21 protein-coding genes are annotated in these 19483 nt (G+C 36.4%); 1 reads left to right on the forward strand and 20 read right to left on the reverse strand.

All coding sequences use genetic code 11. The annotated features are described in order from the left end of the window. Positions 1–7: 7 nt before the first annotated feature. The 8 genes from rsgA to gmk all read right to left on the reverse strand — a co-directional run bounded on the left by rsgA (position 8) and on the right by gmk (position 9189). The gene (gene rsgA / locus Q0K80_RS01115; RefSeq protein WP_294601950.1) at positions 8–901 is read right to left on the reverse strand and encodes a ribosome small subunit-dependent GTPase A; all 894 of its coding nucleotides are present in this window, start codon (positions 899–901) and stop codon (positions 8–10) included. Further along, entirely contained in the window at positions 894–2873 is a 1980-nt protein-coding gene (pknB, locus tag Q0K80_RS01120) for a Stk1 family PASTA domain-containing Ser/Thr kinase (RefSeq protein WP_294601953.1), read from the reverse strand. The genes rsgA and pknB overlap by 8 nt, the downstream gene beginning before the upstream one ends. Further along, on the reverse strand, positions 2870–3619 hold the full coding sequence (locus Q0K80_RS01125; protein ID WP_294601955.1) for a Stp1/IreP family PP2C-type Ser/Thr phosphatase: 750 nt from the start codon (positions 3617–3619) through the stop codon (positions 2870–2872). Before Q0K80_RS01125 ends, pknB begins: the two co-directional genes overlap by 4 nt. Positions 3620–3623: 4 nt before the next feature. Next, the gene (gene rsmB, locus Q0K80_RS01130) at positions 3624–4949 is read right to left on the reverse strand and encodes a 16S rRNA (cytosine(967)-C(5))-methyltransferase RsmB (RefSeq protein ID WP_294601957.1); all 1326 of its coding nucleotides are present in this window, start codon (positions 4947–4949) and stop codon (positions 3624–3626) included. After that, the gene (gene fmt, locus Q0K80_RS01135; protein ID WP_294601959.1) at positions 4936–5880 is read right to left on the reverse strand and encodes a methionyl-tRNA formyltransferase; all 945 of its coding nucleotides are present in this window, start codon (positions 5878–5880) and stop codon (positions 4936–4938) included. Before fmt ends, rsmB begins: the two co-directional genes overlap by 14 nt. A gap of 13 nt (positions 5881–5893) precedes the next feature. After that, positions 5894–8293 carry a primosomal protein N' gene (gene priA, locus Q0K80_RS01140; protein WP_294601961.1) on the reverse strand — a complete coding sequence of 800 codons (2400 nt, stop codon included), beginning with the start codon at positions 8291–8293 and terminating at the stop codon, positions 5894–5896. A 61-nt stretch (positions 8294–8354) separates the two neighbouring features. Then, positions 8355–8573 carry a DNA-directed RNA polymerase subunit omega gene (rpoZ, locus tag Q0K80_RS01145; RefSeq protein ID WP_110446232.1) on the reverse strand — a complete coding sequence of 73 codons (219 nt, stop codon included), beginning with the start codon at positions 8571–8573 and terminating at the stop codon, positions 8355–8357. 1 nt (position 8574) lies between these two features. After that, a complete protein-coding gene (gene gmk, locus Q0K80_RS01150; protein WP_294601965.1) occupies positions 8575–9189 on the reverse strand; it encodes a guanylate kinase in 615 nt (204 codons plus the stop codon). A 176-nt stretch (positions 9190–9365) separates the two neighbouring features. On the opposite strand from gmk, the gene Q0K80_RS01155 reads away from it, so the two are divergent. Then, a complete protein-coding gene (locus Q0K80_RS01155; protein ID WP_122026205.1) occupies positions 9366–9641 on the forward strand; it encodes a hypothetical protein in 276 nt (91 codons plus the stop codon). A 32-nt stretch (positions 9642–9673) separates the two neighbouring features. Here the strand turns inward: Q0K80_RS01155 and Q0K80_RS01160 are convergent, their stop codons facing one another. The 12 genes from Q0K80_RS01160 to rpmA form a co-directional block, all read right to left on the reverse strand. Further along, the gene (locus Q0K80_RS01160; protein ID WP_294601967.1) at positions 9674–10561 is read right to left on the reverse strand and encodes a GNAT family N-acetyltransferase; all 888 of its coding nucleotides are present in this window, start codon (positions 10559–10561) and stop codon (positions 9674–9676) included. A gap of 19 nt (positions 10562–10580) precedes the next feature. Continuing rightward, entirely contained in the window at positions 10581–12269 is a 1689-nt protein-coding gene (gene recN, locus Q0K80_RS01165; RefSeq protein ID WP_294601969.1) for a DNA repair protein RecN, read from the reverse strand. A 9-nt stretch (positions 12270–12278) separates the two neighbouring features. Then, entirely contained in the window at positions 12279–13091 is an 813-nt protein-coding gene (locus tag Q0K80_RS01170) for a TlyA family RNA methyltransferase (protein WP_294601971.1), read from the reverse strand. Further along, the gene (locus tag Q0K80_RS01175) at positions 13091–13957 is read right to left on the reverse strand and encodes a polyprenyl synthetase family protein (protein ID WP_294601973.1); all 867 of its coding nucleotides are present in this window, start codon (positions 13955–13957) and stop codon (positions 13091–13093) included. The genes Q0K80_RS01170 and Q0K80_RS01175 overlap by 1 nt, the downstream gene beginning before the upstream one ends. Positions 13958–13969: 12 nt before the next feature. Next, complete coding sequence (locus Q0K80_RS01180; protein ID WP_294601975.1) at positions 13970–14212, reverse strand: exodeoxyribonuclease VII small subunit; 243 nt, start codon at positions 14210–14212, stop codon at positions 13970–13972. After that, entirely contained in the window at positions 14202–15560 is a 1359-nt protein-coding gene (gene xseA, locus Q0K80_RS01185; RefSeq protein ID WP_294601977.1) for an exodeoxyribonuclease VII large subunit, read from the reverse strand. Before xseA ends, Q0K80_RS01180 begins: the two co-directional genes overlap by 11 nt. Further along, on the reverse strand, positions 15550–16398 hold the full coding sequence (locus Q0K80_RS01190) for a tetrahydrofolate dehydrogenase/cyclohydrolase catalytic domain-containing protein (protein ID WP_294601979.1): 849 nt from the start codon (positions 16396–16398) through the stop codon (positions 15550–15552). The genes xseA and Q0K80_RS01190 overlap by 11 nt, the downstream gene beginning before the upstream one ends. A gap of 57 nt (positions 16399–16455) precedes the next feature. Continuing rightward, positions 16456–16848 carry a transcription antitermination factor NusB gene (gene nusB / locus Q0K80_RS01195; protein WP_294601981.1) on the reverse strand — a complete coding sequence of 131 codons (393 nt, stop codon included), beginning with the start codon at positions 16846–16848 and terminating at the stop codon, positions 16456–16458. Then, the gene (locus tag Q0K80_RS01200) at positions 16826–17284 is read right to left on the reverse strand and encodes an Asp23/Gls24 family envelope stress response protein (RefSeq protein WP_294601983.1); all 459 of its coding nucleotides are present in this window, start codon (positions 17282–17284) and stop codon (positions 16826–16828) included. The genes nusB and Q0K80_RS01200 overlap by 23 nt, the downstream gene beginning before the upstream one ends. A gap of 17 nt (positions 17285–17301) precedes the next feature. After that, positions 17302–17871 carry an elongation factor P gene (efp, locus tag Q0K80_RS01205; protein WP_046325073.1) on the reverse strand — a complete coding sequence of 190 codons (570 nt, stop codon included), beginning with the start codon at positions 17869–17871 and terminating at the stop codon, positions 17302–17304. Between the two features lie 72 nt (positions 17872–17943). Continuing rightward, positions 17944–19053: a Xaa-Pro peptidase family protein gene (locus Q0K80_RS01210; RefSeq protein WP_294601986.1), complete on the reverse strand. Its 1110-nt coding sequence runs from the start codon at positions 19051–19053 to the stop codon at positions 17944–17946. Between the two features lie 138 nt (positions 19054–19191). Next, the gene (gene rpmA / locus Q0K80_RS01215) at positions 19192–19479 is read right to left on the reverse strand and encodes a 50S ribosomal protein L27 (protein ID WP_294601994.1); all 288 of its coding nucleotides are present in this window, start codon (positions 19477–19479) and stop codon (positions 19192–19194) included. Between the last annotated feature and the right edge of the window lie 4 nt (positions 19480–19483).

A 19483-nucleotide genomic window follows, 5' to 3' on the forward strand; every position in this document is an offset into this window, starting at 1 on the left:
TTTCTCCTCACTTTAAATACTCTGGCAGTCTACCATTTTCTATTTCTTTGCGAATTAACAAATAATCATCATAGCGGCTCTTTTTAATTTCTCCCGCTTCAACCAATCTTTTTACTTCACAACTGGGTTCGTTTAAATGCTGACAACCCCGAAACTTACAATTGCTACTGGCTCTTTTAAATTCAATAAAATAATCACATAACTCTTTTACTTTAATTGTCGTAAGGTCAATTGCTGAAAAGCCTGGAGTATCTGCAAGATAACCTTTTCCTAAAGGAAAAAGGTTAACTGTTCTAGTAGTATGCTTGCCTCGATTTAAGGAATTAGAAATGGCGCCTGTTTCTTGCTTGACTTCACTTTGAAGTGAATTAATTAAAGTAGATTTTCCTGCTCCTGATTGTCCTGCAAGAGTCCAGATTTTTTCATTAGCAATTTCATGAATCAGGTTATTGGCGACCTCTTCTTTGCTATAATAAATTTGATATCCTATATCGTTATAGTAAAGCAAGTCTTCGTGAATCTTGTTTAGCTTTGAGCTACTTAGTAAATCGCTCTTTGATAGGTAAATACTTACAGCAACATCTTGCCATGAAAAGAAAGTTAAAAAGCGATCCAATAACTGCAGAGAAAAATCAGGTTGAACTGCTGACATTACAAGCAAAACATGATTAACGTTAGCTAAAGCAGGTCGACCAATCAGGTTTTTGCGTGGTAAAATTTCCACTAAATAATTTGTGCCTTGGTCATCAATTTGAATGTTAACGTGATCACCAACAGTTGGCTTTAATTTATTTTTGCGAAAAACCCCTCTGGCACGAGTTCTTACAATATCATTAGCAGTCTGAACGTCATAAAAGCCTGCAATCAAGCCGATAACAATTCCTTGATCCTTTTTAATCATTTTTGACCTTCTCATTCAAAATTATCTGTCCATCACGTACTACTTTTAGTTGGCCTGGGCCATCCTTTAGTTCGAATGGAATTGAGAAATTCATATCTTTTTTGATATATAAATCTCGGTAGATATTATCAATTGAATGATTATCATCTGCAATATATATTTGAACATGATTACCGCGCTTATTATCAGAATCATCTTCGTCATTATCTTCGTAACTAACCGTGAAGTTTTTAATTGCGGTCAAATTGCGTTCCTTTTTTGCTCCCTCTGAAACATTAACAGAAATTGTACTTCCACGAGGAACTTGTGTACCTGCTGCTGGACTCATGGAAATAATCATTCCCTTTTTTACTTTGCTGGAATAAGCAGAGCTAACTTGCAGAGTTAAGCCGTGTTTATGTGCAAATTCTTGTGCCTGCTTTAAAGAATAATCTTTTAAATCAGGCAATTTAATCATAAGATGCTTCGAACGCGGATTTTTTCCTTTAGATATTACTAACGTAATGGTTGTTTGTTCCGGCTTTACTTCAACATCGGCAGCAACACTCTGAGAAATGACATGATCAGGTGGAACACTGGATGAAAATTGATTCTCACGAATTACTTCAAAACCTAATTTTTCTAGTTTTTGTACAGCAATCCCATATTCATCCCCAGTTACATCAGGTACTTGAACCATACCTGCTCCATCAGAAATATACAGGTCTATATAGCGACCTCGTTTTATTTCTGAGCCAGCAACAGGTGAAGTTTCAATTACTTTGCCGCGATCAATGCTATCAGAATTTCTATGCTTTATTTTACCAACCTTTAAACCAACATTTTCAAGTTTATTTCTTGCTTTCTTCTCACTCAGATTTGTAACATCGGGAATTCGTATATCACTATTTTTGTTATTATTAAGCACAAAAAACATTAAGCCTATTATTAAGACTGCGGCTATGCCTACAAAAAGCCACCACCATTTATGTTTACGCAAAGCTTGCGTAAAGCTGGAACGATTCTTTTGATAGTCATCAGTCTTTTCCTGAGTTCTATTTTCCGAATCAGTCTTTTCCACTACTTGATTAGGTTTGAAATTCGGCAAAATAATGGTTTCATCATCATTGTTGCCATGAGTAGGTTTAAAAACTGGTTCATTAGCCCGCCCTGGTTCCAAACTGGTATCAAGGTCATCTTTCATTTCCTTAGCAGAATTATACCGATCGCGCGGATCTTTAGCTGTTGCTTTTAAGACTACATTCTCTAATGCTTGCGGAATATTAGGATCTTGTTTTCTGATTGACGGAATAGGCTCTTGAGCATGCTTTAAAGCAATTGAAACCGCGGAATCGCCATTAAAAGGCACATTTCCTGTAATCAATTCATATAAAATTATTCCTAAAGAATAAATATCAGATTGTTTGGTAACCAGTCCACCTCTAGTTTGCTCCGGGGACATATAATGGACAGATCCAATAGCAGAATTGGTTTGAGTGACAGAATTTTGATTTAATGCCACAGCAATACCAAAATCGGCAATTTTGATATTGCCATGCTTGTCCATCAAAATATTTTGCGGTTTTAGATCTCGGTGAATAACATTATGCTTATGAGCCAATGACATTGCACTCAGTATTTGGTCCATGATTTTAATGATATTCCCTAAATTCAAGGGTGAATTTGCTCTAATATAATCTTTTAAATCAGGACCATCTACATATTCCATAACCATGTACGGCAAACCATGGTCAGTGCCAACATCCAGCACCATTACTATGTTAGGATGACTTAATTCACTGGTAGCAAGTGCTTCTCTCTGAAAACGGGCCAAGGTCTGAGGTTCTTTTTGTAAATCGAGCCGCAATATTTTAACGGCGACTTTTCGCTGCAGAATAATATCTTCGGCCAGGTAAACATTTGCCATGCCGCCTTCACCTAAAGTATCAATTATACGATAGCGGTCGCCTAACAAATAGCCCTTATTGATCATTGCTTGTCACCACCCTCATTTAGAATTAAACAAGCAGTGATATTGTCCTCACCACCCAAACGATTAGCTTCGTCAATCAGCTTTTGGCAACGACTTTTTAAAGACAAATCTTTTGTCGCAAGTATCTGTTGAATCTGGGGATCACTTAATGAATTAGTCAACCCATCAGTACAAAGCAAAATAATATCATTATCATTTAAAGCAATCTGCTTATATTCCGGATCAATTGTGCTGGAAACTCCAAGTGACTGAGTAATTATATTTTTTTGAGGATGATTTCTAGCTTGCTGCTTAGTAATTTGACCCAGTTTAACCAATTCATTGACCAGAGAATGATCTTCTACAAGTTGGACGAATTGGCCATCTGAATAGCCATAAGCTCTTGAATCTCCTAAATGAGCGATTAAAGCTTCGTTGTTGAAAACAACAGCCAATACTATTGTTGTCCCCATGCCATTTAAATCTGGAAAACGGTCAGCCGTTCTTAAAATTGTTTCATTCTCATTACTTAGTTGAACATTCAGCCATTTACGTGCACTGTTTGAATCGCAAAAGTCGGTAACTCTGAAATTGTGACCCAAATGACTCACAGCCATAGTCGACGCCACATCTCCACCTTGATGTCCACCCATGCCGTCACAAACAATAGCCAATAAAGTGTTTTTTTTATTTTTAAAAACTTGTACAGAATCCTGGTTGCTCTTGCGTATTCGTCCAATACTAGATGCAAATGCTGTTTTAATCAAAATCCTAACCTCGCAATTTAAACTTAGCAATAAAAAAGCCATCGCTACCATAACTATCTGGTAAGATTTTAAGCATCCCCTTTGGGGCTTTTAGCTTACCCGCTGTAAAAGGCTGTAATTCATATTCATCATGCCTTTTTAAAAAAGCTTTAACTACGTCTTCGTCTTCTTCTTGGGAGATAGTGCATGTTGAATACACTAATTCTCCATCTTGAATTAATAAGGAACTTAAATCATCTAAAATATTTAATTGAATTTGTTGCAATTTAGTTAAGTCACTTAAAGTTTTAGTATAACGGATTTCAGGTTTCCGCCTAATAAGACCTAAACCAGAACAAGGTGCATCCACTAAAATTTTATTAAATTGCTTTTTCTTAAATTCTTGATCTGCTTTTCTGGCATCAAGAGGCTTGACAAATATTTTTGATTCCACATGCATTCTGCTGGCATTCTCTTTAACTAAGCGCAGCTTATTTTCATGTATATCAAGTGCGGTAACATGACCCTGCTTCAACTTTTCAGCGATCTGAACAGTTTTACCTCCTGGTGCACTACAGGCATCAAGAACTTCTTCATTACCGTTAAAAGAAAAAGCACTTACCGCCAAACTAGCAGCTTCATCTTGAATTGTCAATCTTCCTTGTTTAAATAAAGCAGTTTTAAAAACTCCCCCATGTGCTAAAATCAGTTCATCTGAAGCAATTTGAGAATCAGCAGGAAGAAATCCTAAATTTGATAACTCTTTTTTTACCGAATTATAATCAGCCAATCCTGAAACTCTAACTGTATTTTTAGACGGTTTATTAATACTAGCTAATATGGCAGCGGTTCTATCTTCACCCCAATGACTAATCAAGTACTGAACTAACCATTTAGGAGTACTTTCCTTAACACTAAGATAAAGCGTCTTGTCTTTTTCATCTGGTAAAATTGAGCCTCTTCTTAACAAAGCACGTAAGATACCGTTGACAATTTTAAATCCAGCAGAATGCCTCTTACCATATTTTTTCGCCAATTTATTAGCCTCATTTAAGACCGCTCTATCGGGAATGCTGTTCATAAACAAGATTTGATAGGAGGACATCAGTAATAATGGCCAGAGGTAATCTTCCTTAAGTTCTGTCTTCAATAAATCATGAAGTTGATATTCCAAATAGATTTTTTCCTGTATAGTGCCATAAACAATTCTAGTTGCTAAATTTTGATCAGCTTGAGTAAGCTTAGCCTCACGCAAACTATTATTAAAACTAATATTTGAATAGGAACCTGAAAACAATACTCGAATTAAAGTAGACAGGGCCACTGACCGGGCACTTTTAGGAGCCGACAATTTTATCACCTATTGCAAAGCTTTTTCCTTGTCCGTTTAAAAAACTTTTTACAGTCATTCTTTTCTTTCCTGCTGGCTGAACCTCAAGCAAATTTAAAACCGTATGATTGGCAAAACTGATAGCAAAACGTTTTTTATTATCAACTACTGTTCCAGCTGGTAGAGAGGTGGGTTTTGGAGCCACTTCGGCCCGCCACACTTTAAATCTTTTATTATCAACCAGCAAATAAGCTCCAGGATCGGGATTAAGGCCGCGAATTAAGTTGTTGGCCTCCGTCGCAGTCATACTTATTTTTATTTGTTCCTGCTCTTTACTAATGTTTGGAGAAAATACTACTTTAGTTTCATCCTGAGCCGTTTTTTTCTGAGGATCTGCAATAATTTGAGGCAAAGTCTGAAGCAACAAGTCACGTCCCAAAAAGGACAATTTCTCAAAAACAGTTCCTGCTGTATCATCTTTTTGAATGTCAATTGCTTTTTGAGCATATATGGCACCCGCATCCATTTGCTTAACCATTTCCATAATTGTTATTCCAGTTTGCTTATCTCCGTTGATCAGAGCGTATTGTATAGGCGCTCCACCACGATACTTCGGCAATAATGAACCGTGAACATTAACTGCAGCAATGCTAGCTGATTGCAAGAATTTAGTAGGTAAAAACTGACCATAAGCAGCAGTAATAATCAAATCTGCGTGCATAGCTATTAATTTAGTTACTTCTTCTGACTTTGCCAAATGAGCAGGTTGAAAAACTGGTAAATTTAATTTTTGAGCTAAAACTTTAACTGGAGACTCAGTAACTTCCTGCTTGCGACCAACTTTCTTGTCAGGTTGAGTAACCACTGCTTTGATTTCATATTTTTCATTTGCAATAGCCTTTAAAATGGGCACGGCAAATTTAGGAGTTCCTAAAAAAATTATTGATGTCATTAAACATTCCCCTTTACATTATGCGTTCAGGCTCATTATCAATATAGACAGATAAGCCATACTTTTTGATTTTTTGGGCCGAATCTTGGATTTGATGTAACAACTGGTTAAGACTGTCTTCTTTTTTATATTTTACCAGTATTTGATAATAATATTTGTTTTTTAGACGTGAAATTGCACTAGGTGTAGGGCCCAAAACTATTGTTGAATGGTGTAATTTGGGTTGTAACCATTTTTTCATCTTAAAAGCCTCTCTGGCAGCATTTTGTTCTTTTTTAGCAGCTATTGAGACCAAAACAGTATAAAAATATGGAGGGTAATTACCAGCATGTCTAACACGCATTTCGTATTGATAAAAACGTTCATAATCCTGAGTCTCAGCTAGTTTAACCGCATAATGATCCGGATTAAATGTTTGAATAATTACCTCGCCCTTTTTTTGAGCTCGACCAGCTCGGCCTGCCACTTGAGTCAGTAATTCAAAAGTGCGCTCAGAGGCATTATAATCTGGCAGCCAAAGACCTGTGTCAGCATTAACAACCCCTACCAGTGTCACATTAGGAAAATCCAGTCCCTTAGCAATCATTTGCGTGCCCAACAATATATCAGCTTCATGATTGCCAAATGCATCTAAATTCTTTTTAAATGCACCCTTTCTTCTTGTGGTATCCACATCCATGCGCAAAACACGAATACCCGGTAATAATTGATTTAGTTCTGTCATCACTTTTTGGGTGCCAGTTCCTAAAAACCGTATTTTTTTACTTTGACAATTTGGACATTTTTTAGGAATTGTAGTCGCATAACCACAATAATGGCACTGCATTTTATTTGTATCTTTATGCATAGTCAATGACAGATCGCAATTAGGACACTTCATAACATAGCCACATTCACGACAAAGCATAAAGTTAGCAAAGCCCCGTCGATTTAACATTAAAATAACCTGCTCATTTTTAGCTATTCTTTGCTTTATTGCTTTAACCAACTCGGTAGAAAGATCAAACTGCCCACCAGTATAGTTTGCCTTTTTTAAATCCACAATGTCAACTTTGGGTAAACTTTGTTTATTAGCACGATGTGGTAACCTCAACAACTGATAAACGCCTTTTTGCGCGCGTGCTCTACTTCCAAGAGACGGGGTTGCACTGCCTAATATCAGGGGACAAGAGTGATACTTACTGCGCCAAATTGCAACATCCCGAGCATGATAGCGCGGATTGTCCTCCTGCTTGTATGATGATTCATGCTCTTCGTCAATCACGATCAAGCCAATATTTTCTAAGGGCGCAAAAACTGCACTTCTGGCTCCCACCACAACACGGACCTCATTACGTCGTATGCGGCGCCACTCATCATACACTTCGCCTTCAGACAAGCCGCTATGTAAAACGGCAACTTGTTGACCAAATCTGCTTTTGACTTGGTCAACCATTTGTGGAGTTAAAGATATTTCTGGAACCATCATTAAAGCATTTCTGCCCTCTTTTAGCGTAGCGCTGATAGCATTTAAATAGACTTCAGTTTTACCGCTGCCAGTCACACCTTCCAACAAGAAGATACGTGACCTTTTTACTTTAATTGCTGGTAGTATATGGTCAAGTGCCCCTTTTTGATCCTTGTTTAGCTTAATTTTTTTAGATTCATTTTTTGAGCGATTATAGTCTGTCAATGGATCACGATATTTTTCAATCTGCTTTTTATTAAGCCAGCCCTTTTTGACAGCATTGGTTAATGAAACTGTATTGAGGTGTGTATTATTTTCAATTTGACTTTGCATTAAGGGAAAATTATTGAAATTCTCGATTAAATACATAATGAGCTGCTTTTGTTTAACAGCATTTTTCCTTAATGACTCGTAGACACTGACATATTCTTTCTTAGTTTTGCATAAAGAATATTCGTTTTCAGTTTTAACCCGGGCTTTATTTTCAACAAGGTATTCAACTTTGGCATTATTTGAACGCAATAATTGACGTATTGTGGCAATTTGCTTGTTGTCGGTTATTTTATTTAAATCCAATGGGTCGCCCTGGAAAAGATCCATTTTTTGCGCTTTTACAGAATTAGGAACCAAAATTTTACGGTAGTTGGCACGCATAATTCTTGGAAGCATCGTTTTTAAAATTGATATGCGATAAGAATAAATATTATCAGCTAAATCCTTTGAAAGTTTTACTAATTCCAAAGTTAGCGGCGGCATTTCATCAACCACTAAAAGTAAATCTTTTAATTTACCTTGATATTGACTTGTTGTATTTAGTCCTACCACGAAGCCTTGTAATTTGCGTGGACCGAATGGTACAAAGACCCTTGAACCTATTTCAACTTTACCAAGTTCCTTTGGCACATGATATTCAAAGACTCGATCCGTTTGTTTAGCCGCAACATCAACGATGACTTGTGCGATCATTTTATCACCTTCAAAAAATGACCTCCATCTCTTTTAGGATGGAGGTCATAAATTTTATTAATTACTGATTAACCTCGCGATGACTGGGATCAACGGTAACTTTACCAGCTTCTATTTCTTCTAAAGCTTTACCAACTGGCTTTTGTGATTTGTAGCTTTTTAAAGCTTCAGGGTCGCCGTCTTCCAATTCATGTGCTCTTTTGGCCGCAAGAACTGATAAAGAATATCTTGAATCAACCTGTGCCAACAATTTATCAATAGATGGATATGTAACTCTCATTTTAGTCCTCCTTAACCATTTTGCGATAAGTATCAATGACACGTTTTACACTAACATGTTCAGCTTCAACAATCGCCTTGATATGATCAACTGCATTGGCAACTGTATCATTGACAACAGCATAATCATAATCCTGCATCACCAGAATTTCTTGACGGGCCTGCCTTATTCGACCCATAATCACATCTTCTGATTCAGTACCACGATTTTCCAACCTGGTATGTAATGTATGCAAATCAGGCGGCGTTAGGAAAATAAACACCCCATCAGGCATTTGTTGTCTAACTTTTTGAGCACCATTAACGTCAATTTCCAGCAGAACATCTTTACCTTCATCAAGCATTTTTGCAACTGGTGCCTTAGGAGTGCCATAAAAATGGTTCACATATTGATTATACTCCAAAAGTTCATTTTGACTGATTGCCTGCTTAAATCGTTCCTCAGTAACAAAAAAATAATCTTTACCATTGATCTCTCCTGGTCGCGGCTGTCTGGTGGTCATGGACACGGAATATTCAAATGGAAAAACCTTATTCTTCACAATTGCACTTTTAACGGTACCCTTACCTACTCCCGAGGGACCCGAAAGGACAAGTAACAAACCTTTTTCTGTCATGCCAAACTCCCTTATGAAAAGCTATTGTATCTAGTTTGCACTAAAAAGATAATATTTTCAAGTCACGGTATTTTTAACCAATAAAAAATTTAAATTTAATACTTGTTTTTTAGAACAGATGTTCTTATAATATAAATTGTCAAACAAATGTTCGGTTAAATACAAGGGATGGTTTGATGAAAAATTCACTAAAAAAACTTTGTCACTATTTTTTTGATTATGACGATGAAAAATTAAGTATTTACAGCCAATATAATTATGAAATTTTAGCTGAGCTTAATAGAGCTCTACTTGGACGCTCATATGTGCTAATCAGTTATCAGGATGGAACAAGTGAAATCGGACAAATTATCAACCGTATTTCTGCAGGTCGCTTTGTTTTACGTTCAGTAAATAAAAAAATTATTAAGATTATTGATCTTGATAATATATTCAGAATTGATCTTGAATAATCAATTTTACTAAAATACTTTATTGCCGGGAATCAATGTGATTCTTGGCTTTTTAAATACATTGTTTCGCTTAATATTTTGAAGCCCGCTTTCTCATAAATGTGAATTGCCGCTTTATTATCAACATCAGCATTTAAAGCAAAAACTTTACTACCTTCTTTTTGCAAAATTGCAATCATCTTTTTAATGAAAAATGTACCAAAACCTTGTCCGCGAAATGGTCTATCAATCAACAATCCGAAGAAATAGTCCTCGCTTTCACCATGATCCACAGCACAATAACCAGCAACTTCATTACCTTTTAATAAAATAAAGCTTGTAGTATCCTTATCTGCCAACGCATTTTTAACATATTTAGTAGATGTTGCAATTGCTTCTCCAAAAGCATTGCTGTGAGCCTTAGCAACTTGATCTACATAGTTTTCGGCTAAAATTTTGACTTCTAAAATTTGGTTTAAGTTATCTGCTTTATTAAGTGGGATCGGCTGCTTCGTCCGCATGTAGTAATCAGAATCTTCTTTAACCACTGTTAAGTTACAATTTGCTAAAAAGTCTGGATTTTTTGCTAAAAAAACTTTTTCTGACACAAATTCCCATTTATGGTAACCAAATTGCAGCATAATTCGTTTTACATGCTTCCACATTTTTGTAGCCACTTTGCGTCTGCGGAATTGCGGATCAACTACCAGGTGAACCTCTACTTCTTCATCAGGACCGTCATCAGCGTATAACATTGTTAAACCGATTAACTTTTGTTCTTCATAAGCTAACACAAATGTTGGCATATCACTAAAATAGTTGTACTTGTTGCTTAAATAAATATTAGAGTAGGTATTATCAGCCAGATGTATTCTTTTAGTTAAAGCATTAGCCTGCTTAGTTTCTTCATTATTTAAACTAAGTCTTTCACTAACTTTCATTTTTTGCCTTTCAATATTGTTATCTCTTTTTTCTTTTAAAGCTCCTCATTAAATCCTTGGCATTTTGCTTAGCTGCTTGCGTCACGTCACTACCAGCCATCATTTCTGCGATCGCAGTTATTGTTTCTTCCTGAGTTAAAGGCCCAATTTGTGTATAGGTGGCTCCATTTTTGACTTTTTTAGCAACTAAATATTTTTGATCACCTACAGCTGCCACTTGCGGTGAATGTGTAATGGCAATAACTTGCTTATTTTCACCAATTGAATGCAATTTTTGACCAATTGCTGCGGAAACGCGGCCGGAGACGCCAGTATCAATTTCATCAAAAATCATTGTTCCCACTGGTTCAACTTTACTAAAAATTGCTTTTAGCGCCAAAATCAAACGGGATTGTTCACCCCCAGATACGATCTTAACTAAAGGCATTAATTCTTCACCCGGGTTTGGTGCAATCAAGAAGACAATATTATCTGTACCTTTCTTAGTAAAAGTTTTGGTAGTTGAAAAAGCAATACTAAAGCGGGCCTTAGCCATGTATAAATCTGCTAATTCCTGCTTGATTTTGCTTTCCAAACTTGCAGCCACTTTTTTTCTCATTTCATGCAGACTTTTTGCCTCAGCCTGAAGCTCTTGTTCCAAATTCTTAAGCTGCTTTTGCAACTTTTCCTCATCAAGTCCGCCAGCTTCATATTGACCCAATTCAGCGCGAATTTTATCGTAAAAAGCAAAAACATCTTCTAATGTAGGACCATATTTTTTCTTGAGTGAATTAAGCAAATCTAACCTGCTTGAAACATACTGAAACCTTTCCTCATCAAAGTCCATTTCATCAAGAACATTTGATAATTCACTGCGAGCATCACTTAAAGCAAAAACCCCATCATCAATCGTCTTTGCAATATCTTTGAATTTTGCACCATACTCTGTAAGTTCATTTGCGGCACTTTGAGCATTACCAATTAAAGTTTCAATACCGTGATCCTCATCATCGTATAATTGCATTAAATAATTAGCTGTATCAACAATTTTTTGATAATTATTTAATTCATTATATTCTTCTTCAAGTTGGTCATCTTCATGAGGGTCTTTCAGGTCAGCCTTAGATAGTTCATCATTTTGAAAGGACAAAATATCTTGTTTTTGCGCCATTTCCTGTGCATTTTTATGCAAATGAATGATTTGAGCTGTTAATTTTTGCCATTTTTTAAAGTTTGATTGATAAAGTGAGAGTTCTTGTTTGAAATCATTTGACGCATAATTATCCACCAAATCGATTTGTCTATCCTGATCCATTAAAACTTGTTGGTCATTTTGACCATGGATATCAACCAAATAATTACCAAGCTCTCGTAAAACGTTAATTGTGGTTAATTGACCGTTTACTCGAACAATATTGCGTCCTTTAATAGCTAATTCCCTGCTGATAATCAATTGGTTGTCTGAATTTGGAATACCATATTTTTCACAAATTGCAGTAATTTTTTTAGTCACATGGTCAACTTCAAATAAACCTGTAACAACAGCCTTTTTCTCACCACTGCGAATCATTTCTTTTTGACCACGACTGCCCATTAATAAAGAAACTGCATCGATAATAATAGATTTTCCAGCACCAGTTTCACCAATGAGGACAGTCATATTTTCTTGAAAGCGAACCTTCAATGCTTTTATAATTGCAAAATTTTTAATATCCAGTTCAACTAACATTTCTTTCTCCTAAAGATTGGCAACAGCCCGCGCAACCACTTCTTCCGGGGTTTCGGACCATAACAATTTTCCACCATCTTTTTCTCTTTTTTGTAAATGTATCAAAAATTCAATGTTACCTTTGCCACCTTTTATTGGTGAATAATCAATATTAAGAACATTAAATCCAATTGCTCTTGCTTTTGTAATTGTATGCTTAATGACAGCACAATGAACAGCATGGTCGTGGACTATTCCGTGCTTGCCAACATGCTGTGGACCTGCCTCAAACTGCGGCTTTATCAAACAAACAGCATCACAGCCATCTTTTAAAATCTGAAACATTGGCGGCATAATTAAATCGAGTGAAATAAAAGAGACATCTGTCATTGCAAAGTTAGGCTGCCCGTGAGTAAAATCGCTAAGCTGACTATAACGGAAGTTTTGTTTTTCCATCACAATTACGCGAGGATCATCCCGGAGCTGCCATGCGAGTTGATTATAGCCAACATCCAATGCGTAAACCAGCTTAGCCTTATTCTGTAAAGCTACATCTGTAAAACCGCCAGTAGAAGCACCGATATCAAGGCAGATTTTATCTGTTAAATCAATCTGAAAAGATCTTAAGGCTTTTGCAAGCTTAAAACCTCCGCGAGAGACATACTTCTTATCATTTTTTTTGATATAAAATATTTCATCAACCGGAAAATTGGTACCGCTCTTATCAATTCTCTGATGATTATGATCAGAGACTAATCCAGCCATGATAGCTCGCTGAGCCTGAGTTCGCGAATGAAATAATCCTTGCTGAACTAATAAAATATCCGCTCTCTTTTTTACCATTACAATACCTTTTTATATAAATCAAGAAATCCCACTAAAACATGTGAGTCAATATTTTTTAAAGATTGCTGAGCTTCATTAATTAGAGCAGATAACTCTTCACGGCTTTGAGCAATTCCAAGTAAAGTTAGTGTATTATTCTTACCATTTTCGGAATCTTTATGCGTTTTCTTACCTGCTTCCTCACTGCTTTCGACCACATCAACTAAATCATCATAAATTTGATATGAACGACCAAAAGCATGAGCAAATTGGAGAAGTTGCTTTCTTTGGGATATATTTGCATGTCCATAGTCTGCTCCCATTTCAACACATGCTTTGAGTAAACAGCCCGTTTTTAACCATTCCATTTTATTTATAAATTCAGAATTATGGGCAACACTTTCATTATTAGTAGAGTCGATATCTAAATATTGACCGCCAACCATACCATTAGGACCCACTGCTTGAGTAACAATATTCACTAAATTGGCAAACTTGCTTCCTTGAGCGATCCACTGAATTCCCATTGGTAATAGTGCATCCCCAGCAAGAATTGCTTCAGCTTCACCCCATTTTTTATGACTTGTTAATTTTCCTCTACGAAAATCATCATTATCTATCGCGGGTAAGTCATCATGAATCAATGAATATGTGTGAATTAATTCAATTCCACACGCAATCCTTATCTCGTTGTCACTAATTTTCGCTTTTAGTGCAGCTAAAGTTGCTAAAAATAGTAAGGGCCGCAGCCTCTTGCCACCAGCCATAACTGAATAGGACATGATTTGACTTATTTTTTTATCTGCAACTTCACTATTAAGATGTTCTCTTAAAAAGTTATTTATTACCGGAGTCCATGTTGCTTTAAAATCATTAAATGTCATTTTTACTCTTCTTTATTTTTCAGGTGCAGCAGCATCATTGGGGTCAAGTTTGCGTTCAGAACCATCGCTCTCAATTAATTTTGCTACTGTTTCTTCAGCTTCAGTTAATTTCTTATTCAAATTGCGGCTTAATTTGACACCTGTTTGAAATTGCTCAAGAGCATCTTCTAGTGGGATATCACCGTTTTCCAAATTATTAACAATTGTCTGCAATTCTTTTAATTCTTCTTCAAAATTATTTTTCTTAGTGGCCATTTTTTTTTCTCCTAGTTGAACCAATTATTGCTGTTGCTTGCCCGTCTTTGAAATGCAGTCTGACTTCATCTTTTATTTTAACTTGAGCAATAGAACTAACAGTTTTATTTTGTTTATCAGTCACAAAAGCATAGCCTCTGTCCAAAGTTTTGAGAGGACTGTAATCATTAAGCTGCTGCGCTGTCTGACTTAGAGCATTGCGTTTTACTTGTAAACATTGCTTGGTATTAGCAACTAATCTCTGATAATAAAAATCTGTTTGCTGTAATAGCGATGCAATTTTTTTACTAGGACTGACTGTAAGCAGTCTTTGCTTTTCCAACTGGTAATTTTGCCTTTTGCGTTCTAATTGACGCACCATATTATTATGTAAATTATCTCTTAATAGATCTAATGTTTGTGCCTGTTCATCATACAGTCGTGTAGGTTCTCGCATGATAACAGAATTATTAATACGATTTAAAGTGTCTCGCCTAATTCTGATTGTATTTTGCATACTAGAAACAAGACTATTTTGCATTTGACCAATATTGATTAATTCATCTGCCAAATTAGGAGTGGCGTATTCAGCAGCTGCTGTTGGTGTGGCAGCGCGCACATCTGCAACTAAGTCACATAATGTAGTGTCCGTTTCATGCCCTACTGAAGAAATAACCGGCATTTCCATAGCAAACACTTGTCGTACTACCCCTTCTTCATTAAAAGGCCATAAGTCTTCAAGTGAACCACCACCACGACCAATTATCATGACATCATATTTGTCTTTGAACCGAGCTATTTGCTTCATAGAGGATATTAATGAATCAGCAGCCGAATCACCCTGGACTTGAGCGGGAAACAAATCAACTTCTGCATGAGGAAATCTCCTGTTGACCGTCACTAGAATATCATGAATCACGGCGCCAGAAGCACTGGTTACAACGGCAATATAATCAGGAAAATGAGGTAAAGGGTTTTTATATTTTTGATCGAACAATCCTTCATTTGCTAGTTTTCTTTGCAACTGTTTCAGTTGTTCATATAAGGCTCCTAGCCCTGCCGGTTCCATCGATTCTGCGTAAAACTGGTAAGAACCTTGTGGACCATAAACACTAACGTAACCAGTTACATAGACTTTCATTCCTTCTTCAGGCTTAAACTTTACTTTATCAAAATATGAACGAAACATTACTACATTAATTTTAGATTTTTCATCTTTTAGTGAAAAATACTGGTGAGAGTTGCGACGATAACGGAAATTAGACAATTCACCCTGAAGAAATACTTTATGTAAGTAGGGATCGTTTTTAAACTTTTGAGTTATATAGTAATTTAGGTCCGAAACTGTGAGATATTTATCACTTTCCATAATTTCTCCTTGTTAACTGGACAACCTGTTCCATAAGAGATTCAACTGTGAGTGGCCCAACTCCGCCTGGCACCGGGGTAATAAAGCTGGTCAGTGGTGCTACCTGAGCAAAATCTACATCACCGACAGTTTTCCCTTTAACACGACTGATGCCCACATCTATGATAACTGCCTCTTTTTTGACCATATCAGCAGTGACTAAATTAGCTTGCCCAGTTGCTGTCACTAGGATATCAGCTCTTTTGGTATATTCTGCCAAATTTTTGGTTTTTAAATGTAAAATTGAAACTGTTGCATCCCTTTCAAGCATTAATGCAGCTAATGGTTTGCCTACAATACTACTTCTACCTATTATTACAGCATTTTTACCTTTCAAAGTAATGTGATAATAGTCTAGTAAAGCCAAAATACCATGTGCTGTTGCGGGTTCAACAAAATGATCCCCTTGCCATAAACGTCCTATGTTTGAAGGCGTTAAGCAATCAACATCTTTTTCAGGATCAATAGCTGCTAAAACTTCATTTAAATTAATCTGCTGTGGCACAGGTAATTGAACCATGATACCATTGACGATTTTTTCATTATTCAGACGTTTAATTAATTTTAATAGCTCTTGCTGTGTTATCGCCTTTGGTAATTGAAATAATTTTTGCTTTATGCCAATTTCATCTGCTCTTCTTTTTTTAGTTTTGAGGTAAATTTTACTACTGGGATCATTACCAATATTAATTACGCAAAATAGTGGTTGCACCCCCAGTGATTTTAATTCGCAGACTTGCTTTTGCAATTTTTGAGCACGAATATCAGCCAAGCGCTTGCCATCTAAAAGCTGTCCCATTATTGACATTTCCTTTTCTAAAAAAATAGTCGGCATAAAGCCGACTATAAGATATTTTTAGATAAAGTTTGCTAACATACCATTAATAAATGGTTTATCTTTGGGATCAGCAAACTCATCACACAAGTTCAAAGCTTCATTAACTGCAGCTTTTGGCTCAATTTCTTTACTGTATTTTATTTCATACAGAGCAACTTCCAAGATAGCCAGCGAAATTTGGTTAATACGGTTAATCCGCCAGTTTTTCTTTAAAAAACCGGCTAATTCACCTTTTAACTCATCCTGCTTTTCAATTACTCCTTCAATTATTTCTTTAGAATAAGCAGGAAGTTCTTTCAAATCAAGCATTGCAACAGTTTTGGCTTCAACTTCACTAGCCGTATATTTAAGATCTTGGTTTGCTAAATAAACGGCCTGCATTGCGACTCTACGACTTTCGTGTTGATTCATTTTTACCCTTTTCATCTATGTCAGAAAATAGTTGTGAAGTACCACTACCATCCTCTTCTTCCTCATCTGGGAATTCTAGACCGGTAACATGCACGTTAATTTCGCTAAGAGTTAAATCTGTCATCTGTAAAACCTGTTGTTTCAAAGACTTCTGCAAGTTCGTTGCTATTTGAGGCACATTTTTTCCTGTTTCAATGCTAACGTAAACATCGGCGGTCAAATTGTGTTCGTCATCAATGTTAACAGAGACGCCTTTGCCATGGTTTTCTCTACCTAAAACGCGATTAATTCCAGATTTGACGTTACCGTGCATTTCGGCAACTCCATCCACTTTTTCGGCAGCAATCCCCATAATAACTTCAAGAACACTAGGATCAATTTCGATTTCTTCACCGTTATTTTTATCATCTAAGACAATTTTTGAACTATCTGCCATTTTTTTACCTCGAAAAATTATTTATTTGCGCGAGATACGTATGTACCATCGACCGTATTAATTACTAAAACGTCTCCTTCATTGATGAAGAAAGGTACGTTAACAACGAGACCCGTTTCCATTGTTGCGGGCTTACCACCACCTGATGAGGTATCACCCTTAATATTAGGCTCTGTTTTGGTAACCGTCAATTCAACAGTGTTCGGTAATTGAATTCCTAATGTCTTACCATCATGCATAATTACACTGACGTTCATATTTTCCTTTAAGAACTTTGCTTCATCGGTTACTTGTTCATTGGGAATTGCTAGCTGATCGTAGGTTGTAGTATCCATAAAAACGTAACTTGAGCCATCATTATACAAATACTGCATAGCCTTGGTTTCTATTTCCGCAGTTTCAACTTTAGCAGTCGAACGGAAGGTGTATTCCTGCACTGCACCTGTGTTCAAGCTTTTTAACTTTGAACGAACAAAAGCGCTACCTTTACCAGGCTTAACATGCTGAAATTCAACAATTCGCCATAAGTCATTATTATACTTAATAGTTAAACCATTTTTAAACTCATTAACTGAAATCATTGTCATATTGAGTACCTCATCTCCATAATATTATCTTACCAATTAGTAAGCGATTTTACTATAATTATTATTTATCTTTTACAAAGAAATTAAGTCGTCTTTAGGTAAAGTAGATAGTGTTTCAGGAGTGTTATCGTTGATTAATATATCGTCCTCGATCCTGACACCACCCTTATTTGGTAAATAAATTCCTGGTTCAACTGTATGAACCATATTATTTATTAATTCTTGTTTACCAAAAGGCAAAGCCGGCTGACAAAGTTCATGTATCTCAAGTCCTATACCATGACCTATTCCATGGCCAAAATACTGTCCGTATCCCTGTTCAGCAATATAGCTTCTGGCTGCTCGATCAACATCAGAACCATGATTGCCAACAACTGCAGCTTCAATACCCCGTCTTTGTGCTTCGTGGACGATTTTGTAAATTTTATGCATTTCCTGGTCAACTTTGCCAACTGCAACAGTTCTGGTAATGTCAGCTGCATAACCGTGATAAAATGCACCAAAATCAATTACAACCATGTCACCATTTTCAATCATTTTATCACTGGCAACCCCATGAGCCCAAGCAGAACGTACACCCGAAGCAATAATGGTATCAAAACTAGGACCATCACCGCCATTGACTTTGAAATAGTAATCTAACTTAGCCCCTATTTTCCGTTCGACAGCCCCTGGTTTAATTAAAGGTAAAATTTCATTGAAACTATCCATTGAAATATTAATGGCTGTACGTAATGCTTCTAATTCAAGGGGGTCTTTGACGTTGCGAACTTGTTCGACTAACTCTTCACAAATCTCAAAATCAACCTGTGGGTTTAGTTTTTGTAATTTCGTGAATTCAACCGCTGAAACGAATTCACCTTCGATTAAAACTTTTTTCAAATTAGCTTTTTTCAATTGATTAGTAATTTCAACGTCTTGATCTTTCGTTTTCATTACCACGTCAATTTCGCCCGGAGCTTCAGCTTTAATCTGGTCATTAAAGCGTGAGTCAGACAGCAATATCCGTTCCCCTTCAGCAGGTAAAATTAATTGTGCTTCTTCACCTGTAAAGTTAGTAAGATAACGGTAATTAGCTTGATTAAAAATCAGCAAGCCATCGGCATTACGTTCTTTAATTAATTTGGTTACTTTCTGTATTCGCCTGTTAAGTAATGTTAATAAATCATTTTGTTCAGTCATGCTTGTATTCTCCTGTATATCAAACTTTTACCTCAATTTTAACCCTAAAGGGATATACAATACCATCATTACTTTTTCAAATAAAGCAGAAAAAAGACGAGAAGCATATGCTTTTCGTCTTTTGGTTTAAAAACTAAATTACTTAGCTTCTTCTTCAACCGGAATAACAGAAACTTGTTTTCTGTACTTGTCTTTCCGCTCAAATTTAACTACACCATTTACCAAAGCAAACAAAGTGTCGTCTCCACCTTGGCCAACATTTTTACCAGGGTGAATCTTTGTGCCACGTTGACGATAAATGATTGAACCAGCATGAATAGTTTGTCCGTCAGCAGCTTTAGCGCCTAAACGACGACCTGCTGAATTACGTCCGTTGGCAGTAGAACCTCCACCCTTGTGGTGGGCAAATAATTTAAGATTTAAAATATTC

Source organism: uncultured Lactobacillus sp. (genome assembly GCF_945290125.1).
GTDB classification, from domain to species: domain Bacteria; phylum Bacillota; class Bacilli; order Lactobacillales; family Lactobacillaceae; genus Lactobacillus; species Lactobacillus rizhaonensis.

What these genes read in the sequence shown, in the direction of transcription:
- Q0K80_RS01180 (WP_294601975.1), bottom strand. Translation starts at nt 14,212, where the DNA reads ATGGCCACTAAGAAAAATAATTTTGAAGAAGAATTAAAAGAATTGCAG.
- xseA (WP_294601977.1), bottom strand. Translation starts at nt 15,560, where the DNA reads ATGGAAAGTGATAAATATCTCACAGTTTCGGACCTAAATTACTATATA.
- pknB (WP_294601953.1), bottom strand. Translation starts at nt 2,873, where the DNA reads ATGATCAATAAGGGCTATTTGTTAGGCGACCGCTATCGTATAATTGAT.
- nusB (WP_294601981.1), bottom strand. Translation starts at nt 16,848, where the DNA reads ATGAATCAACACGAAAGTCGTAGAGTCGCAATGCAGGCCGTTTATTTA.
- Q0K80_RS01175 (WP_294601973.1), bottom strand. Translation starts at nt 13,957, where the DNA reads ATGACATTTAATGATTTTAAAGCAACATGGACTCCGGTAATAAATAAC.
- rsgA (WP_294601950.1), bottom strand. Translation starts at nt 901, where the DNA reads ATGATTAAAAAGGATCAAGGAATTGTTATCGGCTTGATTGCAGGCTTT.
- gmk (WP_294601965.1), bottom strand. Translation starts at nt 9,189, where the DNA reads ATGACAGAAAAAGGTTTGTTACTTGTCCTTTCGGGTCCCTCGGGAGTA.
- Q0K80_RS01190 (WP_294601979.1), bottom strand. Translation starts at nt 16,398, where the DNA reads ATGGGACAGCTTTTAGATGGCAAGCGCTTGGCTGATATTCGTGCTCAA.
- rpoZ (WP_110446232.1), bottom strand. Translation starts at nt 8,573, where the DNA reads ATGAGAGTTACATATCCATCTATTGATAAATTGTTGGCACAGGTTGAT.
- Q0K80_RS01170 (WP_294601971.1), bottom strand. Translation starts at nt 13,091, where the DNA reads ATGGTAAAAAAGAGAGCGGATATTTTATTAGTTCAGCAAGGATTATTT.
- recN (WP_294601969.1), bottom strand. Translation starts at nt 12,269, where the DNA reads ATGTTAGTTGAACTGGATATTAAAAATTTTGCAATTATAAAAGCATTG.
- Q0K80_RS01210 (WP_294601986.1), bottom strand. Translation starts at nt 19,053, where the DNA reads ATGACTGAACAAAATGATTTATTAACATTACTTAACAGGCGAATACAG.
- efp (WP_046325073.1), bottom strand. Translation starts at nt 17,871, where the DNA reads ATGACAATGATTTCAGTTAATGAGTTTAAAAATGGTTTAACTATTAAG.
- Q0K80_RS01155 (WP_122026205.1), top strand. Translation starts at nt 9,366, where the DNA reads ATGAAAAATTCACTAAAAAAACTTTGTCACTATTTTTTTGATTATGAC.
- Q0K80_RS01200 (WP_294601983.1), bottom strand. Translation starts at nt 17,284, where the DNA reads ATGGCAGATAGTTCAAAAATTGTCTTAGATGATAAAAATAACGGTGAA.
- priA (WP_294601961.1), bottom strand. Translation starts at nt 8,293, where the DNA reads ATGATCGCACAAGTCATCGTTGATGTTGCGGCTAAACAAACGGATCGA.
- Q0K80_RS01160 (WP_294601967.1), bottom strand. Translation starts at nt 10,561, where the DNA reads ATGAAAGTTAGTGAAAGACTTAGTTTAAATAATGAAGAAACTAAGCAG.
- fmt (WP_294601959.1), bottom strand. Translation starts at nt 5,880, where the DNA reads ATGACATCAATAATTTTTTTAGGAACTCCTAAATTTGCCGTGCCCATT.